Annotated in this window: 19 protein-coding genes, 2 tRNA genes and 1 pseudogene; 10 read left to right on the plus strand and 12 right to left on the minus strand. The window is 57.8% G+C overall.

Features of this window, described 5'->3' with window-relative positions; all coding sequences use genetic code 11:
* Positions 1-23: 23 nt before the first annotated feature.
* Positions 24-500, plus strand: coding sequence for a nuclear transport factor 2 family protein (locus tag Q8R10_RS00435; protein WP_305649999.1), 477 nt, complete (start codon positions 24-26; stop codon positions 498-500).
* 140 nt (positions 501-640) lie between these two features.
* Here Q8R10_RS00435 and Q8R10_RS00440 read toward each other — a convergent pair.
* Positions 641-772, minus strand: a pseudogene (locus Q8R10_RS00440) (site-specific integrase); the annotation flags it as partial.
* 113 nt (positions 773-885) lie between these two features.
* Here Q8R10_RS00440 and dusA point away from each other — a divergent pair.
* Positions 886-1,890: a tRNA dihydrouridine(20/20a) synthase DusA gene (gene dusA / locus Q8R10_RS00445; RefSeq protein WP_305650001.1), complete on the plus strand. Its 1,005-nt coding sequence runs from the start codon at positions 886-888 to the stop codon at positions 1,888-1,890.
* Between the two features lie 63 nt (positions 1,891-1,953).
* Positions 1,954-2,880: a transaldolase gene (gene tal, locus Q8R10_RS00450; protein WP_305650003.1), complete on the plus strand. Its 927-nt coding sequence runs from the start codon at positions 1,954-1,956 to the stop codon at positions 2,878-2,880.
* 86 nt (positions 2,881-2,966) lie between these two features.
* On the opposite strand, the gene rssC is transcribed toward tal, so the two are convergent.
* Both rssC and rssB read right to left on the minus strand, forming a co-directional pair.
* A complete protein-coding gene (gene rssC, locus Q8R10_RS00455) occupies positions 2,967-3,452 on the minus strand; it encodes an anti-sigma factor antagonist RssC (protein WP_305650005.1) in 486 nt (161 codons plus the stop codon).
* On the minus strand, positions 3,449-4,633 hold the full coding sequence (rssB, locus tag Q8R10_RS00460) for a two-component system response regulator RssB (RefSeq protein WP_305650007.1): 1,185 nt from the start codon (positions 4,631-4,633) through the stop codon (positions 3,449-3,451). The genes rssC and rssB overlap by 4 nt, the downstream gene beginning before the upstream one ends.
* Positions 4,634-4,852: 219 nt before the next feature.
* Between rssB and Q8R10_RS00465 the strand changes: the two genes are divergently transcribed.
* A complete protein-coding gene (locus tag Q8R10_RS00465) occupies positions 4,853-5,152 on the plus strand; it encodes a PilZ domain-containing protein (protein ID WP_305650008.1) in 300 nt (99 codons plus the stop codon).
* A 64-nt stretch (positions 5,153-5,216) separates the two neighbouring features.
* Here the strand turns inward: Q8R10_RS00465 and Q8R10_RS00470 are convergent, their stop codons facing one another.
* The gene (locus tag Q8R10_RS00470) at positions 5,217-5,921 is read right to left on the minus strand and encodes a VacJ family lipoprotein (protein WP_305650010.1); all 705 of its coding nucleotides are present in this window, start codon (positions 5,919-5,921) and stop codon (positions 5,217-5,219) included.
* Positions 5,922-6,155: 234 nt separating this feature from the next.
* Between Q8R10_RS00470 and Q8R10_RS00475 the strand changes: the two genes are divergently transcribed.
* Positions 6,156-6,419 carry a DUF4404 family protein gene (locus Q8R10_RS00475; protein ID WP_305650011.1) on the plus strand — a complete coding sequence of 88 codons (264 nt, stop codon included), beginning with the start codon at positions 6,156-6,158 and terminating at the stop codon, positions 6,417-6,419.
* Between the two features lie 26 nt (positions 6,420-6,445).
* Here the strand turns inward: Q8R10_RS00475 and queF are convergent, their stop codons facing one another.
* The 3 genes from queF to Q8R10_RS00490 all read right to left on the minus strand — a co-directional run bounded on the left by queF (position 6,446) and on the right by Q8R10_RS00490 (position 9,099).
* Complete coding sequence (gene queF, locus Q8R10_RS00480) at positions 6,446-7,276, minus strand: NADPH-dependent 7-cyano-7-deazaguanine reductase QueF (protein WP_305650013.1); 831 nt, start codon at positions 7,274-7,276, stop codon at positions 6,446-6,448.
* Between the two features lie 99 nt (positions 7,277-7,375).
* Positions 7,376-8,170 carry an ABC transporter permease gene (locus Q8R10_RS00485; RefSeq protein ID WP_305650015.1) on the minus strand — a complete coding sequence of 265 codons (795 nt, stop codon included), beginning with the start codon at positions 8,168-8,170 and terminating at the stop codon, positions 7,376-7,378.
* Complete coding sequence (locus Q8R10_RS00490) at positions 8,167-9,099, minus strand: ABC transporter ATP-binding protein (protein ID WP_305650017.1); 933 nt, start codon at positions 9,097-9,099, stop codon at positions 8,167-8,169. Before Q8R10_RS00490 ends, Q8R10_RS00485 begins: the two co-directional genes overlap by 4 nt.
* A 441-nt stretch (positions 9,100-9,540) precedes the next feature.
* Here Q8R10_RS00490 and Q8R10_RS00495 point away from each other — a divergent pair, with 441 nt between their 5' ends.
* Together Q8R10_RS00495 and Q8R10_RS00500 are read left to right on the plus strand one after the other, a co-directional pair.
* Positions 9,541-11,988, plus strand: coding sequence for an acyl-CoA dehydrogenase (locus Q8R10_RS00495; RefSeq protein WP_305650019.1), 2,448 nt, complete (start codon positions 9,541-9,543; stop codon positions 11,986-11,988).
* A 113-nt stretch (positions 11,989-12,101) separates the two neighbouring features.
* Complete coding sequence (locus Q8R10_RS00500; RefSeq protein WP_305650021.1) at positions 12,102-12,512, plus strand: PA2817 family protein; 411 nt, start codon at positions 12,102-12,104, stop codon at positions 12,510-12,512.
* A gap of 133 nt (positions 12,513-12,645) precedes the next feature.
* Here Q8R10_RS00500 and Q8R10_RS00505 read toward each other — a convergent pair.
* Together Q8R10_RS00505 and Q8R10_RS00510 are read right to left on the minus strand one after the other, a co-directional pair.
* A tRNA-Gly gene (locus tag Q8R10_RS00505) sits at positions 12,646-12,721 on the minus strand.
* Positions 12,722-12,726: 5 nt separating this feature from the next.
* A tRNA-Glu gene (locus tag Q8R10_RS00510) sits at positions 12,727-12,802 on the minus strand.
* Between the two features lie 232 nt (positions 12,803-13,034).
* On the opposite strand from Q8R10_RS00510, the gene Q8R10_RS00515 reads away from it, so the two are divergent.
* From Q8R10_RS00515 to Q8R10_RS00525, 3 genes are all read left to right on the plus strand, one after another.
* Positions 13,035-13,799, plus strand: a complete 765-nt coding sequence (locus tag Q8R10_RS00515) for a hypothetical protein (RefSeq protein ID WP_305650023.1) — start codon at positions 13,035-13,037, stop codon at positions 13,797-13,799.
* A 34-nt stretch (positions 13,800-13,833) separates the two neighbouring features.
* Positions 13,834-14,496, plus strand: a complete 663-nt coding sequence (locus Q8R10_RS00520) for a glutathione S-transferase family protein (protein ID WP_305650025.1) — start codon at positions 13,834-13,836, stop codon at positions 14,494-14,496.
* Between the two features lie 190 nt (positions 14,497-14,686).
* Positions 14,687-17,056, plus strand: coding sequence for a response regulator (locus Q8R10_RS00525; protein ID WP_305650027.1), 2,370 nt, complete (start codon positions 14,687-14,689; stop codon positions 17,054-17,056).
* Here the strand turns inward: Q8R10_RS00525 and Q8R10_RS00530 are convergent.
* From Q8R10_RS00530 to msrB, 3 genes are all read right to left on the minus strand, one after another.
* Complete coding sequence (locus Q8R10_RS00530; RefSeq protein WP_305650028.1) at positions 17,040-17,528, minus strand: MarR family winged helix-turn-helix transcriptional regulator; 489 nt, start codon at positions 17,526-17,528, stop codon at positions 17,040-17,042. The genes Q8R10_RS00525 and Q8R10_RS00530 overlap by 17 nt on opposite strands.
* Positions 17,525-18,010 carry a glutathione peroxidase gene (locus Q8R10_RS00535; RefSeq protein WP_305650029.1) on the minus strand — a complete coding sequence of 162 codons (486 nt, stop codon included), beginning with the start codon at positions 18,008-18,010 and terminating at the stop codon, positions 17,525-17,527. Before Q8R10_RS00535 ends, Q8R10_RS00530 begins: the two co-directional genes overlap by 4 nt.
* Before the next feature lie 113 nt (positions 18,011-18,123).
* Positions 18,124-18,513, minus strand: coding sequence for a peptide-methionine (R)-S-oxide reductase MsrB (gene msrB / locus Q8R10_RS00540; RefSeq protein ID WP_305650031.1), 390 nt, complete (start codon positions 18,511-18,513; stop codon positions 18,124-18,126).
* Positions 18,514-18,613: the final 100 nt, after the last annotated feature.

Raw genomic sequence — 18,613 nt, forward strand, 5'->3', positions numbered from 1 at the left:
TACCCCCCACCAGGACACTGACCATGAGCAACTCCGAAATCCGCCCACCTCTGCCGCCCTTTACTCGCGAAACCGCCATGCAGAAAGCGCGCATGGCCGAAGATGGCTGGAACAGCCGCGACCCCGAGCGCGTAGCCCTGGCCTACACGGCCGACAGTCAATGGCGTAACCGTAGCGAGTTTCCGCGCGGTCGCGAACAGATTCGCGCCTTCCTCACCAGCAAATGGCAGCGTGAGCAGGAATACCGTTTGATCAAGGAACTCTGGGCCCATAATGACAACCGTATTGCCGTGCGATTTGCCTATGAATGGCACGACGCCAACGGTCAATGGTTTCGCTCCTACGGCAACGAGAACTGGGAATTCGACGAGCAAGGGCTGATGCACCTGCGCTATGCCAGCATCAACGATCTGCCCATTGATGCCAGCGAGCGCCTGTTCCACTGGCCTCTGGGCCGCCGCCCGGACGATCATCCAAGCCTGACGGAGCTAGGGCTATAAGATCTGAAGCGCCCCTTCAGCGCGCCGAGTGATCGAGTCAAGAAGGCACCTCCCAAGCCAGCCGGCATGCTTGGCGCACCAAGCACCAAGCAGGAGGCGCAGTGGGCTTCGCTTAACTCAGTTTCACGCCGCTTAGCCTACGCCTCGACCGCCTTCTTACCCACGAAGGTTTAGCTCTCGGTGTAAACTTGCGCCCCATCTTTTTTGATTCGTATCTGCGCGGTGTAACTGATCGAGCCGTCAGCCTTCTTTCTGGGGCTGATGGTTGTCATGGTGGTACATCCTGCGGGCCGGTGGTACAGACGGGTGTTTAGGTGGTAGCGCGTACCACCCAGTAATTAAAAACACCCGCAACACGTTAGCTACACGCACGCCGGAGACCCGCATGCTACAAGGCTCAAACCCAGCAACCACGCCACCTACACTGTCGCACCGTTTCTCCGTTGCGCCGATGATGGATTGGACCGATCACCATTGCCGGTACTTCTTGCGCCTGCTGTCCAAGCACGCCCTGCTGTACACCGAAATGGTCACCACCGGTGCCTTGCTGCGCGGCGACCACGAGCGGTTTTTACGTTACAACCAAGCGGAACACCCACTGGCCTTGCAGCTGGGCGGCAGTGTGCCCAGCGACTTGGCGGCGTGCGCGCAGATGGCCGAAGAGGCCGGCTATGACGAGGTCAACTTGAACGTTGGCTGCCCCAGCGACCGGGTGCAGAACAACATGATCGGCGCCTGCTTGATGGCGCATCCGGCGTTGGTGGCCGACTGCGTAAAAGCCATGCTTGATACGGTGAGCATCCCGGTCACGGTTAAACACCGGATCGGTATCGATGGCCGCGACAGCTACGCCGAACTTTGCGATTTTGTCGGCACCGTGCGTGACGCCGGCTGTCAGAGCTTTACCGTGCATGCGCGGATTGCGATTCTGGCGGGCTTGTCGCCGAAGGAAAATCGCGAAGTGCCGCCCCTGCGTTACGAGGTAGCGGCGCAACTCAAGCAAGACTTTCCCGACCTGGAAATCATCCTCAACGGCGGCATCAAAACCCTCGATGAATGTTGCACCCACCTACAAGGCTTCGATGGCGTAATGCTGGGCCGCGAGGCCTATCACAACCCCTACCTGCTCGCGACGGTGGACCAACAACTGTTCGGCTGCACTAACCCGGTTATTGGCCGCGCCGAGGCGCTCAGGCAGCTGCGGCCCTATATCGAGCAGCATTTGGCGAGCGGCGGTGCTATGCACCACATCACCCGCCATGTACTCGGGCTTGGCCAGGGCTTTGCCGGCGCCCGGCGCTTTCGTCAGCTGCTCTCAGTCGATATCCACAAGGCTAGCGAGCCGCTACTGCTGCTCGATCAAGCCACGCAATTGCTCGAAGGCCACTAGCAGCCGTTGAGCGCCCCGCAACACTGGGGTAAGGTCATGGCATCCGCAACGACAAGGGCTCTCATGACTTCTAAACTGGATCAACTCAAACAATTCACTACCGTGGTCGCCGACACCGGCGATCTCGACGCTATTGCCAAACTGCAACCGGTGGACGCCACCACCAACCCCTCGCTACTGCTCAAAGCCGCCTCCTTGCCACGCTATGCCCCCTTACTGGCCAACGCCATGGGCAATTGCGCCGGTGACCTGGGCTTGGCTTGCGATCTGTTTGGCGCCACGGTTGGCCAGGAGATTCTTAAACTAATCCCCGGGCGAATTTCCACCGAAGTGGATGCCCGCCTGTCCTTCGACACCCAGGCCACCCTGCGCCGCGCCGAACGCCTGATCGGCATCTACGAGGACGCCGGCGTTGGCCGCGAGCGCGTACTGATCAAAGTCGCAGCCACCTGGGAAGGCATCAAAGCCGCCGAGCAACTCGAACGCAGTGGCATTCAAACCAACCTGACCCTGCTGTTCTCTTTTGCTCAAGCTGCCGCCTGCGCCGACGCCGGGGTGTTTTTGATTTCGCCCTTTGTCGGGCGAATTTATGACTGGTACAAAAAAGCCGAAGGTCGCGACTTTGTTGGCGCCGAAGACCCAGGCGTGCAGTCAGTCACGCGCATTTACAACTACTACAAGGCCAATGGCTACAACACCGTAGTGATGGGCGCGAGCTTTCGTAACCTCGGCCAAATTGAGCAACTGGCCGGCTGCGACCGTCTGACCATCAGCCCTGAACTACTGCAGAAACTCGCCGACGAGCAGGCCCCACTGCCCCGTTTGCTTAAGCCCGGCAACCCCGGCGAAGCACGGCAAAACCTGAACGAGAGCCAGTACCGATGGGCCATGAACGAAGATGCCATGGCCACCGAGAAACTGGCCGAGGGTATTCGCCTGTTCGCCCGCGACCAAGAGAAGCTCGAAGTACTGCTCGCCAACCAAGCCTAAAAATCCCGCCCTAAACGCACAACGGGCGACAGCTTTTGGCTGTCACCCGTTGTTTCTAGCGTTCAAGTTTGCTGCCAAAAAACCAATCAGTGCTGACGCTCGAGGGCGCTGACCAAGTCGTGGAACGCTTCGCGATTGGACTCATTAAGCCCCATCAGGATGCGGTGCGCTTCAAGCACCTTGGCCTTAACCACTTCTTCCGACTGATCCTGCGAGGGCAAATCCGCTAAGCACTCGGGGCACGGCAGCGGCGTATCGACGATGTTGAACACCTGATCGAAGCCCATCGACTGCAGCAAGCGGGTGATGTCTTCGTGGGTGGTGACTACGGTCGGCAATAAGCCGATTTTCTGCCGTGAAAGAATCGACAACTTGGCCAGCAAGCCCAGGGTGGTGCTGTCGATGCTGCGGGTTTCGGTCAGATCGATCACGATCGCGGAAAAATTTAGCGCAGTGAAAATCCGCTCAATCGTGGTATCCAACGCCGAACACAGGGTCAGGCGCACCTCACCGACAAACTTCAACACAAAGGTGCCGCTTTGCTCGGCAAACTGGATTTTACCGCTACTCATGCAAGGTTCCTGCTCATCACCAGCAAGGCAATATCATCCGGCATCTCACCGAGCTTGGCCAGCCCAAAGGCTTTGCGCAGCCCGTCCAAGGTACCGCCCGCAGCACTGATCAATTCAGGCAACTGCGCTTCTTTTTCTTTCAAGGTATCGCCGGGTAACAAGTCCAAAATACCGTCCGAAAGCAACGTTAAGCTGAATGAGTCGGGCAGCTCGATCGTGTGATCCTGATAAGTGGCCTCATCGAATAAACCCACAGGCAAGCCGCGCCCGGTTAAATACTGCGCCTTACCCTGACTAAAGAGTACCGGCAGCGGTAAATGACCACCAATACTGTAGGTCAGCGTACGCGCTTGCACGTTGACTATCCCACCAATCATGGTGACGTGCTTACCCAACTTGCAGTTAAGCAAGCTGCGATTGATGTGGACTAAAACGTCGGAAGGCTTGAACGGCGGCAACACACCACCACGCCGCGATTCGTACAGCAGGCGGGTGGTCATAAATTTAAGCAGCACGGTGATAAACGCGGACGAAGCGCCATGCCCGGAAACATCGGCCAAATAAAAGGCCACCCGGTTTTCATCGAGTCGAAAGTAGTCGACAAAGTCGCCGGATAAATACAGCGAAGGAATGATCTGGTGCGCAAACTGCAGGCCATCAACCAGCCAGGGCGTTTCCGGCAGCATATTCATCTGCACTTGGCGACCAGCTTTCTGATCCTCTTGCAGCAAGCTCAAGCTGGCCTGTAGCTCTTGGTTGGCCGCCTCAAGCTGGTCGCGATAGAGCTGATTCTCTAAGCGCAGCTGCGCGCGATCCAAGGCCCTGCGCACCGAGTGCTCAAGTACCGCCAGATCTTCCAAGGGTTTAATCAGATAGTCGGCAGCGCCCAAACGCAGCGCCTCGACGGCATCGCTCATCACGCCGGCGCCAGACACCACGATGATCGGGGTTTGCACCCCAAGGGCGGTAATGCGACGGATCAGCTCAAGACCATCGACCTGCGGCATGCGCAAATCGCAAATCAGCAGATCTGGCTGCTCGCGCTCAAACACCTCAAGGCCCTGCAATCCATTGGTGGCCTGCAGAACGTTAAAACCGCTGTCTTCGAGATAGGCCGCAAGGCTCGCTCGGACGACGTCGTCGTCATCAATGATCAGCAGCGTGGCACTGGAATTGTGCATTGGCTATCCAGGCAAACAACACCGGGGACGAGTTAAAATTGGCACCAAGGCGCGGGCGCTGGTGCGTTAGCGAGGCTTAACTTCAAGGCGCAGAAGGTACTCCCATCTGCCGAGCGGTTCAAGCCTGAGCCGATCGTCGCACAACGTCTTTACACCTCAAATCATGGGGGGTTATAAGAACGTTTGCAGAGCAGCCCATAGAACAAGAGGAAAGGATTTATGAGCCGAATTGATCGTGTCTATAGCGAGAAACGCGACTACATCCGCATGCAAATGGAAGCCTCAGTCACCCTACTCCATGACGGCCAAGAAACTCCGGCACGCTGCCTCGATCTTTCCAGCACTGGCATGCAGGTAGAAGCCACCAGCAACCTGGTAATGGGCCAGCAGGTAAAGGTTCACATCGCCTCCGACCACGACAAATTATCCGGCCTGGATGCGCAAACCGAGGTCGTGCGCGTCATTGACTTAGGCGACGGTCGACAATCACTGGGGCTCACTATTTTGTCGATGAGCTGACCGATATCCCACTGAAAACAATGAAGGCGGCCTAGGCCGCCTTCATTGTTTGTATCAACATCATTCAAAAATCATCAACCACTTGACCATCGGTCACTTTAAATTCGCGGTTCTGCAAATACGCATTGCGGATAAACACATACTTATCACCGGTGATCATTTTCTCCGCAGACAGTAGGCTGGCGCGGGTGTCGATCACTTCCAGGCCATGAATGCTGTTACGTACCGGCACGTCGCTGATGTACGGGTAAGGTTGCAGCACGCTGTCAGGAATCTTGCTGACGGCATCGCGCGCAGTGCTAGGGCCGAGCAGTGGCAAAATCAGATAAGGGCCGCTGCCCACTCCCCAGACACCAAAGGTCTGACCGAAATCTTCATCGTTTCTACGCAGATCCATCTTGTTGGCCACATCAAAAAAGCCCAACAAGCCGAAGGTGGTATTAAAGATTAGCCGGCTGGTATCAACACCCGCCGCATGCACCTTGCCTTGCAGCAGGTCATTCACCAGGTTGCCGACATCGCCGACGTTACTGAACATGTTATGCACGCCATCTTCAAGAAACTGTGGCGTGACGGCTTGATAGCCTTGCGCCAACGGCTTAAGCGCATAGGTATCGAGGGTATCGTTGAAGGTGAACACCGGGCGATTAAAGCTCTCCCAGGGATCATCTTCGCTGGCGGCTTGCGCCATCAACGGCAGCAACGCCAGCCCGGCGCAGGCAACCAGTTTGCCCAGTTGCTGAGCCCAATTTTCAGCTATTACAGCCATAGTCATTTACTCCACTGTGTCATTCACCGGCCGCGCAGCCAGTTCCCTGTGCGCAAGTATAAAGCCTGACACGCCGAGTTAGGCAGCCACAAACTGACGTGAATCCATCCGCGCGATCAACCCTGCCTTGACTCTGATCAGACAAGAATGCCGCGTTTGGCTTAGTCTGTAAGTAGGCAGCGCAATTTGTCACGCTGACTCGTAAGTACTTAAGTTTTACTCAGGGAGACCGTTATGCCTGCACACCTGCAGCAGCAACTGCAAGAGCTTCGCAATCAACTGGCGCAAAAGCCGTCACTCAGTGATGCCGAGCGCGCAGAGCTGAGCGCGCTTATGCAGGAAATCGACCAGCAACTGGTCCTCGGGGTCAGTAACAAGCCAAGCGCCTCACTGACCGACGGGGTCAATCTTGCCGTTGAGCGCTTCGAAGCCGAGCACCCGACCCTTGCCGCAACCTTGCGCAGCATTGTCCAAAGCCTGGCCAATATGGGCATCTAATGCCCAGCGCAGGCTGATAGACTGGCTTATTGCCGCACCAAGCGCCGATTGTCCGCCTGCACGGCGGACATGCTGCGGTACGGGTTGATATCCAAACCACCGCGACGCAAATAACGGGCATACACCGTTAATGCTTGCGGCTTGAGCAGGCGCTGCAGATCAAGAAATATCCGCTCAACGCATTGCTCATGAAAATCGGCATGCTGGCGAAAGCTCACCAGGTAACGCAAGAAACTGCCGTGATCCAGGGCTGCGCCCGAATACTCGACCACCACAGTGCCCCAATCTGGCTGGCCGGTGACCGGGCAGTTGGAACGCAGCAAATGACTGTGCAACGACTCGCTAATCACCCGTCCTGGCTCGCAGCGCAATAGCTCTGGCTGCGGCTGGCTGTAGTCCTCGATGACCACCTCCAGCTCGTCGATACAAACGCCGGGCAGGCGCGCAATGCCCTCGGCCTCAACCTCCGTCAAGCTACGCAACCGCACGGTAACCGGCGCACCAGCAGCGCCGGACAAATCGCGCTGCAGCACCGCCGCCAAATCGTCGCGCGTGGCAAATACGCTTTGGTTCAGTGAGTTGAGATACAGCTTGAAGGATTTCGACTCGATGATATTCGGCGAGTCGGCGGGAATCGCAAACTCGGCGATGGCCACCACCGGCTTGCCCGACGGGGTCAGCCAAGACAGCTCATAGCAGTTCCACAGATCGACGCCCTGGTACGGCAGCGTCTGGGCGGTTAAGCCCAGCTCCGCCCACTTTGCCGCGCGCGGAATAGGAAAGAGCAACGCTGGCGTGTAAGTGGCGACATATTCGCTGGCTTTGCCCAGCGGTGAGTGTTCTGCGGCGGGATGCATGGGAGGAGTTCCAAATCTGAACAGACGGCGATTGTATCCAATTTGCCGGCTGTTTTCAGCGCCGCGCACAACCCGCCCGCAGCGCTAACCGCAGCGGCGTTACTGACGCATGCCGTGACCACTGATCAGCAGGCGAATGCACTGCCAATAGAGCAGCGCGGCGGTCAGCAACATCAGCCCAATGGCCACACCGATATTCAGATCAGACACGCCGAGAATCCCGTAACGAAAGGCATTGACCATGTGCAGAATCGGATTGGCCAGCGACACCGCCTGCCAAAACGGCGGCAACATATGGATCGAGTAAAACACCCCGCCCAAGTAGGTCAGTGGCGTCAGCACGAAGGTCGGAATAATCGAAATATCATCAAAGTTGCGCGCATACACCGCATTGATAAAACCGCCCAAGGCAAAAATACAGGCGGTTAGGGTGATAACCAATATGGTGATCCCCAGGTGATGCACCTGCAGATTGGTGAAAAACAGTGACAGCAGGGTCACGATCAACGCCACCGCCAAGCCACGCAACACGCCGCCGACCACATAACCAATCAAAATCACATGGGGCGACACCGGCGAAACCAGTAACTCCTCCACCGAACGCTGAAATTTGCTGCTGAAAAAACTCGACACCACATTGCTGTAGGCGTTGGTAATCACCGACATCATGATCAACCCAGGCACTATGTAATCCATGTAGCTAAAGCCATCCAAGTCGCCAATTTGCCGACCGATCAGATTGCCAAAGATCACAAAATACAGCGCCATGCTGATGGCCGGCGGCAGCAGGGTTTGCGGCCAGATCCGCATAAAGCGGCGAATCTCGCGGTAAACGATGGTCTGCAGAGCGATCAGATTCGCCCGCAGGTCGGCATTGCTGAACAGCGAGTTCATAGCGCCTCCGACGACAGGTTTTTTTCCACCAGGGAGACGAACAACTCTTCCAACCTATTACTTTTATTGCGCAGGCTGAGCACCTCAACATTCGCCGTGGCCAACTGGGCAAACAACTCGGTGATGCCCTGATCCTTATCGACCTGCACCTCAAGCGTTTGAGCATCGAGCAGCTGCGCCGGGTAGCCGCGCAGCTGTGGTGCGAACAACTGAGGGGCTTTCAAATCGAGCAAAAAAGTCTCCACATGCAACTTGCCCAGCAGCGCGCGCATGCTGGTGTTCTCGACAATTCGCCCGTGATCAATGATGGCGATATTGCGACATAACTGCTCGGCCTCCTCCAGATAATGGGTGGTCAAAATGATGGTGGTGCCCGCCTCATTCAGTTCAGTGAGAAACCCCCACATCGAGCGGCGTAGCTCAATATCCACCCCAGCGGTCGGCTCATCGAGAATCAACAAGCGCGGCTCATGAACCAAGGCCCGAGCAATCATCAAGCGCCGCTTCATGCCGCCCGAGAGCATCCGCGACGGCTCATTGCGCTTATCCCACAGCCCCAGCTGCGTCAGGTATTGCTCGGCCCGCGCCCGCGCCAGCTTCAGTGGAATGCCGTAATAGCCGGCTTGGGTGGTGACTATGTCGAAGGCTTTTTCAAACTGATTGAAATTGAATTCCTGCGGCACCACACCCAGACAGCGCTTCAACGCCGAGGGCGACTTATCCAGGTCATGGCCGAAGACATTCACCGAGCCGCTGGTTTTATTCACCAAGGTCGAGAGGATGCCGATGGTGGTGGATTTTCCGGCACCGTTGGGGCCGAGCAAGGCAAAAAAATCACCTTCGTCCACGTCCAGATCAATCCCCTTGAGGGCCTGGAAACCGTTGCCGTAGGTTTTGGTCAGCTGCCGAATGGACAGAGCAGAACTCATGGGTGCGCGCGCCGAGATGGAGGGACACTCTAGATAGGGGCTCGGGTGCGTAATTGCAACCAGGCGCGCGCCGAGCGACTCATCGAGGCCTGCAAATCAGCCACCGACAAAGCGGCTCGGCACGGCGTAACAACGGGCCACTGCAGCGCCCCACTACCGCACCGGTGAATGCCAGGACTGAGCAATTAGCGAACTCTACGCCCGTTGCCCGGTCAGTATTCAGGTGACGTGCAGATTCACCCCAGCAGCTCACCGAGCAAAGCTCCCGACTCGTTCACCTCAACAACAGCAGCAGGAATTAACACCCTGTCTGCGCTTAGCCGCGTTAATCCTGCCGCAATCGCCGCTTCAAGCGCTTACCACCCTTGTCGTCACCCGTTCTCGGTGCCGACTACGCTCATGCCGGCGGGCTATAGCCCGCTGCCCTCATGGAGTATTTGCATGTTCGTTCTCTGGTTACTCGTCCTGGTTTTTGGCACGGCCTTTCTGGCCCACCGCCGCAGCGCCCCGCTACCGGCCTTGGCCATGGTGGCCGTGTACCTACTGGCGCTGAGCGTCTTTGCCCTGCTCCCCATCTGGCTGCTGGCAAGCCTCTGGCTGCTGTGGCTCGCCGTGGCCTTGCCACTGGCGCTGCCCACGCTGCGGCGCAAACTTATCAGTGCACCGCTGTTTGCCTGGTTTCAGCGCGTGCTGCCACCCATGTCGGCGACCGAACGCGATGCCATCGAGGCGGGTAGCGTTTGGTGGGACGGCGAACTGTTTAGCGGCCGCCCAGACTGGAACAAGCTACTGGCCTACCCCAAAGCCCAGCTGACAGCCGAAGAACAAGCCTTTCTCGACGGCCCGACCGAAGAGCTGTGCGCCATGGTCAGCGACTGGGAAATTGGCCAGTTACTCGATCTGCCACCAAAGGCCTGGGCGCATATCAAGCAGCACGGCTTCTTTGCCCTGATCATTCCCAAGGAATACGGCGGCAAGGGTTTCTCCGCCTACGCCCACTCGCAAGTCGCAATGAAACTGGCGACCCGCTCAGGCGACCTGGCCTCCACCGTGATGGTGCCCAACTCCCTCGGCCCCGCCGAATTGCTGCTGCACTACGGCACCGATGAACAGCGCCAGCACTACCTGCCGCGCCTGGCGCGCGGCGATGACATCCCCTGCTTCGCCCTCACCGGCCCACTGGCCGGCTCGGATGCCGGCGCCATGCCGGATGTCGGCATCATCTGCAAAGGCCAGTGGCAAGGCCAGCAAGTAATAGGCCTGCGCCTGAACTGGGAGAAACGCTACATCACCCTCGGCCCGGTGGCGACGCTGCTCGGCCTGGCCTTCAAGGCTTACGATCCCGAGCACCTGCTGGGCGAAGAAGAGGACCTGGGCATCAGCCTGGCGCTGGTACCGACCGATACCCCTGGCGTCGAGATCGGCCGCCGCCATCTGCCACTCGGCGCGGCCTTTATGAACGGGCCAAACTCGGGCAAAGACGTATTTATTCCACTGGAGTTTTTGATTGGCGGCCAGGCCATGCTCGGCAAGGGCTGGATGATGCTGATGAACTGCCTGTCGGTGGGCCGCTCAATTTCACTGCCGGCGGTCGGCACTGGCGCGGCCAAATACACCAGCTTGGTGACCGGCCAATATGCGCAGATTCGTGAACAGTTCAACGTACCGCTGGCCGCCTTCGAGGGGATTCAAGAATCGTTGGCGCGCATCGGCGGCAACACCTGGCTGATGGACAGCGCGCGCATCCTCACTGCCAACGCGGTGGATCTGGGCGAAAAGCCTTCGGTGCTGTCGGCCATCCTCAAATACCACCTGACCGAGCGCGGCCGCGAGTGCATCAGCCACGCCATGGACGTGCATGGCGGCAAAGGCATCATCATGGGGCCGAATAACTATCTGGCGCGCTCCTGGCAGGCCGCGCCGATCTTCATCACCGTCGAGGGCGCCAATATTCTTTCGCGCAACCTGATGATTTTTGGTCAGGGCGCGATTCGCTGCCACCCCTATGTGCTCAAGGAAATGGCCTTGGCCGGGCGTGAAGATCAGGCTCAGGCGCTGCTTGAGTTCGACCAACTGCTGTTGCAACACATAGGTTTTGCCGTCAGTAACAGCGCCAGCAGCTTGATCCTCAGCCTGACCCTCGGTGGTTTCGCCGAAGTGCCCGGCGACAGCCTCAGCCGCCCGTATTTTCGCGCCCTGAACCGCCTCGCCGCCGCCTTTGCCCTACTCGCCGACTGCAGCATGATGCTGCTCGGCGGCGAACTGAAACGCCGCGAGCGTCTCTCCGCACGCCTGGGCGACGTGCTCAGCCAGCTGTATCTGGCCAGCGCCGCACTCAAGCGCTATCACGACCTCGACTCACCCGCCTACTTGCGCCCCTGCGTGCGCTGGGCCCTGGAAGAGAGCCTCGGGCACGCCGAGCGAGCACTGGCTGAACTGCTCAACAACTTCCCCAGCCGCATTCTCGGCGGCTTGTTGCGAGTGCTGGTGTTCCCGTTCGGCCGTCGGCACTCGGGCCCCTCGGATGCACTGGACGCCGAAGTCGCCGCGATCCTCGGCCGTCCCAGTGGCGATCCTGCATTAGAGGCACTGCTGGACGGTTGTTATCGCCCGCAGGCAGAAAACGACGCGGTCGGCGCCTTGCAGCATGCCGTCAACCTGATCGGCGCCAGCCAGCCTCTGCAGAAAAAGCTGCACCAAGCGCTTAAAGCCGGGCACGTACAACCGGTCGCCGGTGAGAACGCCATCGATGCCGCAGTCGTCGCGGGCGTTTTAAGCGCCGAAGAAGCACAGACCTTGCACCAGGCCGAAACGGCGCGGCGGCGGGTAATTGATGTCGACGACTTCAGCCAAGAGGAGCTCAAACTCAGCCGCGGCAAAGTGCGCTAGGGGCCTGTCGGGCTCAGGCGTCCGTAGCGAGAATGTCCGACAGGCTCTTGGGGGACAGCGGGCGCCCGTCGCTTTATACTGGCGCGCCCGTTTTGCCCTTGAGGATTTGCAGCATGGCTCATTCACCTATCGACCATCACCTCGCCCTGCTCGCCCACCTGCGCAGTATTTTGGTAGCGGTTGGCGAAGCGGAACAAGTTCCGGAAGAAAACCACGCACTGTTTATGGAGCGCTTCGACGAGCTACTGGAGCAATTGCCAGTATCACCCGAAGAAAGCCTGTACCTGGGCCAAGACATCATCTGCCAAATTATTCATCGCTACCCGCAGATTACCCACTTGGTGCCGCGCGACCTGCTGTGGTTCTTTGGCGGCGATTGCCTGCACTACATGCCGGACGAAGAGATTCAATTATTCCAAACCCTCGACGAGCGCCGCCATGAGGCCGAGCAAAACGACCAGCCGTTTGACTGGAACCAAGAAAAACAGCTGCTGGCACTGCCGCCGGAAAGCACCAAGCAGTAGGTAGTGGGTAGTGGGTAGTAGGTAGTAGGCGCTTAATACGCAAAAAGCCCGCAGGCAAAACCTGCGGGCTTTTTTTAGCGCTAAAAATCGCACAAACAAAAACGCCGCTCAGTGAGCGGCGTTTTTGTAAATCTGGAGCGGGAAACGAGACTCGAACTCGCGACCCCGACCTTGGCAAGGTCGTGCTCTACCAACTGAGCTATTCCCGCATATATGGCGTCCCCTAGGGGACTCGAACCCCTGTTACCGCCGTGAAAGGGCGGTGTCCTAGGCCACTAGACGAAGGGGACACTGCTCGGAAGTTGCATAGCCTTTTTCATCAGCTATTTCCGTCTTCTGGCGTTAGGCTTTTGGCTTACCGCTTGAAGAGGCGCGCATTCTATGGAGCCTGCGAACGGGCGTCAACCCTCTAGTGAAATTTTTTTCAAATCAAGTACATCTGGACATAAGCAGCGTAGGCACTATGAGCAATACAGCGAAGGCACTACACTCCAGAAAACCCCTTTGCATGAGGCTTAAACGGTGTCGCCAATTGTCATTTCCCTACTGATAGTAACCGGCCTCGTCATTCTGGTTGCCATCGGTTACATCAACCATATGGTTGAAAACAGCAAACTGGAAAAAGCTCGCCTACGCGCCGACCTCAATGATCGTGCGCGGCGCAGCCGTGACGTTTCCGACAACTTGCCCGGCCAGCTGATGACACCGGCATTGAAACTGCTGCTTAGCCGTTTTGAATTGCAATTCAGTGATCGCCTGCTGCCGCTGGACAAAGCCAATAGCGCACTTAGATCGCGGATCATCGAGCTGCGCGAACTGGTCAACAAAAACGAACTGATCCCAATCAACAATCCCCCACAACCGATCCACAACGAAGCCAAAGCTAAAGAAGTGCGTTTTATTCTGGAGAACCTTAATAGCCAGATCTCCCGCGCCACCCAAGATGGCCTTATGCAAGTCAATGAGGCCAAACATTGGAACAAAGAAATTCAGCACATGCTATGCCTGTTGCACATTGACTTCTTTAACAGCCTCGGCCAACAAGCCCTGCAAAAAGAGCAACCTGGGCAAGCCCGGCTGGCCTTTGAGCGCGGCGTGCAATACCTGCGCAAACAACCTGAGCCGGGCAAATACCAAGCCCAGTTGGCGCAGATGGAAAACCAGCTAAACCGCGCCAATGCCATGGTGCTGGAAGACACCAAACCGGTTGCAGATGAAGTCAACCAACTGACCGAGGGACTAAAGTCGCTGGACGACGATGACAGCTGGAAGAAAAAAAGTTTCTAACCCCAGCCCCTCAATTGCCCACAAGGATCCCTGCATGAGCCTGACTGTTTACGGAGCGCCTCTTTCACCCTTTGTTCGCAAGCTGCGGGTTTTTCTTGCGGAAAAGGGTCTGGAATACCAGCTTGAGATCATCACCCCCTTCGGTCAGCCTGAGTGGTATCGCGAACTCAGCCCGCTGGGACGAATTCCGGCGCTCAAAGACGATGACTTTGCCATCGCCGACTCCAGCGTGATCTGTCAGTACCTGGAAGAAAAACACCCTGAACTACCGCAGCTGTATGGCAAAACTGCAGCGCAGCGAGCGCAAATTCGCTGGCTGGAGAAATACGCCGATTACGAGCTGGCCCCACTCACCACCTTTGCCGTGTTTCGCAATCGCGTGCTTAAACCGACCATGGGCCAACCTTGCGATGAAGCCGCCGTGCAAACTGCGCTGCACGACAAACTGCCGGCACACTTTGACTACCTCGAAAAAATCTTGGGCACTGCCGATTACTTTGTCGACAACGCCCTAAGCATGGCCGACCTGGCCTTTAGCTGTCAGCTAATCAACCTTGAGCACGGCGGCGAACAGCTCGATCAACAACGCTGGCCGGCGCTGGCTGCGCTCCTGCAACGGGTCAAGGCGCGCGCCAGCATCGCCGAGGTGCTACCTGGCGAGCTGCGCACACTGGCCAAACTGAGCGGCAAGGCCTAATGAGAAAATACACCTCTACGTCGGACTTAGAGGTGTATGACACCTAAGCGCCAGCCATCCAACTAACGCTAACCGATTACCGACCACGGCACCTGCACCTGCACCTGCACCTGCGGCTACGGCTACGGCTGATCACTGACTGAATCGACTATGCTCTTAGCGCACAGTCAAAAGGCCATCACCCTCACCCATGAATATTTCGCTCACTCGCCGACTGTCGTACAAGCAGGCCAGCCTCACAGTGCTGGTGGCGTTTATTCTTGGGACCTTGCTTAGCCTGCTGCAGGTCGGCCTCGACTACCGCACCGAAGACGCCTCAATCAACAACGAGATTCATGCGCTGCTTGAGGTCAGTCGCAACCCCGCCACGCGCATCGCCTACAACATTGACGCCGAACTCGCCCACGAACTGGTGCTTGGCCTGCTCAACTCGCCGGGCATCATGCAAGCGGAAATCCTCGACAACAGCGGCTCAAGCCTGGCCAGCGTGGGTCGCCCACGCTTGCAAAGCAGCTTTCGTTTTATCAGCGATTTTCTGTTTGGTAGCGAGCGTTCGTTCAGTTTGCCGCTGTACGTCAATCGTGGCTCGCGCGAGACGCTCGGCCAGCTAAACCTTGAGGTCGACACCTACGCCTTTGGCAGCCGCTTTCTCAACCGCGTATTGGTCACCCTTGGCACCGGCTTTGTACGCAGCCTGCTACTGTCGTTGATCTTGCTGGTATTGTTTTACTTCATGCTGACCAAGCCGCTGGTGAGCGTGGTGCGCGCCATTAGCGCCCATGATCTCGGCGCCCCCATCCGACAAAAACTGAGCTGCCCCAGCGGTCATGAACAAGATGAAATTGGTGTGCTGGTTGAGGTCACCAACACGCAACTGAGCAATATCACCAATGAAATCGACCGCCGCCGCGAGGCCGAAGAGCGCCTCACCCAATACCTGGGCGAGCTGGAAAACATCATCGAAACCCGCACCACCGAACTCAAAGCCAGCAATGCCAGGCTGTCAGCCTCCAACCAGGAACTCGAAGTATCACGCAGCAATGCCGTACAAATGGCCCAAGCCCGCGCAGCCTTTCTGGCCAGCATGAGTCACGAAATTCGCACACCGCTTAATGGCCTGCTGGGCATGCTTGATCTGGCCCTCGACGCGCCGATGGCCAACGAGCAACGTCAACAACTGACCATCGCCAGCGAGTCCGGCACTATTTTGCTGGAGTTACTGAACGACATTCTTGACCTGTCGAAAGTCGAAGCTGGCCAATTGCAGCTGGAAAAAATCCCCTTCGACTTGGCCAGTCTGGCCGAAGAAACGGTCAGCCTGCTGTCGCAAAATGCTGCGGATGACGTTGAGCTAACCTGCCTGATCGATCCACAATTGGCCGAGACCTTTATTGGCGATCCAACCCGGGTTCGGCAAATCATCTTTAATTTGCTGTCTAACGCGCTTAAGTTCACCCACACCGGCCGCGTCGATTTACGCATCAATAAAAGCCCCATTGGTGTGCAGATAATCGTCCGCGACACCGGCATTGGCATTGCTCAGGCGGCCCAAGCAAAGATTTTCCAGCCATTTATTCAGGCCGGCGCCGGCATTACTCGTCAGTACGGCGGCAGCGGCCTTGGCTTAGCGCTGGCGCGCACGCTGTGCGAAACCATGCAGGGCCGCCTGAGCCTGGTATCCCACGAAGGCGTAGGCAGTCAGTTTTATGTTGACCTACCACTGCTTAGCCAGGACCGTCCAGCCTGCCTGCCAGCGCTGCAAGGCCGGGTTGCCGCCTTGCTGGACGACTCCAGCGGTTTGGCTGAGCTACTGGCCACCCTGTTACCCAGCTGGGGCCTGACCTACCAGCGCTTTGACGACCTGCAAGCAGTTGCAGCGTTTGCCCCCAGCCTACAGATCTGCACCAACCCCGCCCCGCTTAACCAGCTGCGCGCAGCCTGTGGGGCGCCGCTATTGCTGATCAGCCGCTACGGTAATTTCCTTAACGCCGAGCAAAGTAGCGCCCTGGCACCCTTCCAGCAGCTGGCCCGCCCGCTCGCGCGACAGGCGCTCCATCAAGCACTCGACCAGCTGTTGCTGCCACAGTCACAGGCAAACCTGCAGTCACTGCAGCCAACGACGACAACCGCCCACGCAGCAAGCGCCCAGCCGACCACCCAGCAAGCGCCGCGCGTGCTGTTGGTTGAGGACAATGCGGTCAATCAAATGGTGGCTAAAGGCATGCTCAGCAAAATGGGCTGCAGTGTGCTGCTGGCCAACCATGGCGCCGAAGCGCTCGAACGCCTAGCGCAAGAACCTGTCGACCTGGTGCTGATGGATTGCAATATGCCGGTCATGGACGGTTATGAGGCCAGCCGGCGCATCAGGCAAAACCCCGACTGGCTAAACTTGCCCATCATCGCCCTGACCGCCAATGCCATGCTCGATGAGCGCGCGCACTGTATCGACGCCGGCATGAGCGACTACCTGGCCAAACCCTTTCGCATGGAGCAACTGGTCAGCCTGATGCAGCAGTGGCTACCGAGCAACCTGAAAAGCGTCGTTACGGCAACGCCATAAGCCGCTCAAGCAAGCCTGCCAAACGCTGGCGCAACTCTTCCAACTCAGCCAGCGAAGCGCCACTGTCACAGAGCAACTGCGCCTTCAGCGGCAGCACCTGCGCACGCAACGCCAACCCGCTAGTCGTCAGCCGCAAGTGCACTTCTCGCTCGTCATGGCTGGCGCGCTGGCGTTGCACCAAGCCCAATAGCTCGAGGCGCTTAAGCAGCGGAGTCAGCGTGCCCGAATCCAGCAGCAAGCGCTCCCCCAGGGCTTTTACCGTAGGCTGCGGCGGCGCTGCGGTTTGCCACTCCCAGAGCACCAACATGGCCAAATACTGCGGGTAAGTCAGGCCAAGCTGCGCGAGCATCGGCTGGTAGGCGCGAATTACCGCCCGCGAAGCCGCGTACAACTTAAAGCACAGTTGGTTATCCAGCTGCAGCGCCGAATCCAGGGGCGGCACAGCTAACGACGGCAACGCCTGGGTGCTCATTGCAGTAGAGCTTCAATCTCGGCGCTGAGGTCTTCCGGCTTGGTGGTCGGCGCGAAGCGCTTAACCAACTGACCGTCTTTACCGATCAGAAACTTGGTGAAGTTCCATTTGATGCCCTGGCTGCCCAGTAACCCAGGGGCGGTTTTCTTCAGCTGTACAAACAACGGGTGGGCGTCGGCGCCGTTGACATCAACTTTTTTGAACAGCGGGAAGCTGACACCGAAATTCAGCTCGCAAAATTCCGAGATAGCCCCTTCATTGCCCGGCTCCTGCTTGCCGAACTGATTGCACGGAAAGCCCAGCACCACCAGGCCTTGATCTTTATAGGTTTTCCAGAGGGTTTCCAGCCCCTTGTATTGCGGCGTGAAGCCACATTTGCTGGCGGTATTAACCACCAGCACCGCCTTACCGGCGAAATCGGCCAGGGTTTTCTGCTCGCCTTTGATGGTGGTGCAAGGAATATCGAGAAGTGCAGTGCTCATGGGGTAGGTCCTGGAAAGAAGAAGACCCGAACAAGATAGCCAGCAATTGAATTGTGCGCAATCTAATAAGCCCGAAAAACCCCCAAACAACTGAATCCGGTAACTAACGGGTGCTAGGCCTTATGCTTTAGCGCCACCGAATTAATGCAGTAACGCAAGCCGGTCGGTGCCGGACCGTCATTGAACACATGGCCAAGGTGCGCATCGCACTTGGCGCAAAGCACTTCGGTACGCTGCATGCCGTGACTACTATCGACCCGATTGACCACCGCTTCGGCCTGGGCCGGCTGAAAATAACTCGGCCAGCCGCAGCCGGCATCAAACTTGCTCTCGGCCGTAAACAGCGCGGCGCCGCAGCAGGTGCACAGATAACTGCCCGGCGCAGTGCTGGCGTAATACTCGCCACTAAAGGGCCGCTCCGTGCCTTTTTGCCGGCAGACACGAAACTGCTCCGGGGTTAACTGCTCGCGCCAGGCCTCTAGGGACTTCTCAAGCTTATCCATCTGCACACCTCCAAAACTGAAAAAAGCCCGCGCAGTACCTTTCGCCACGAACAGGCCGAACGTATCATTCGCCCCCAGTCTGTCACCCGCGCCACAGCCT

This window comes from Pseudomonas sp. (assembly GCF_030698175.1).
In the GTDB taxonomy this organism is placed as follows: domain Bacteria; phylum Pseudomonadota; class Gammaproteobacteria; order Pseudomonadales; family Pseudomonadaceae; genus Aquipseudomonas.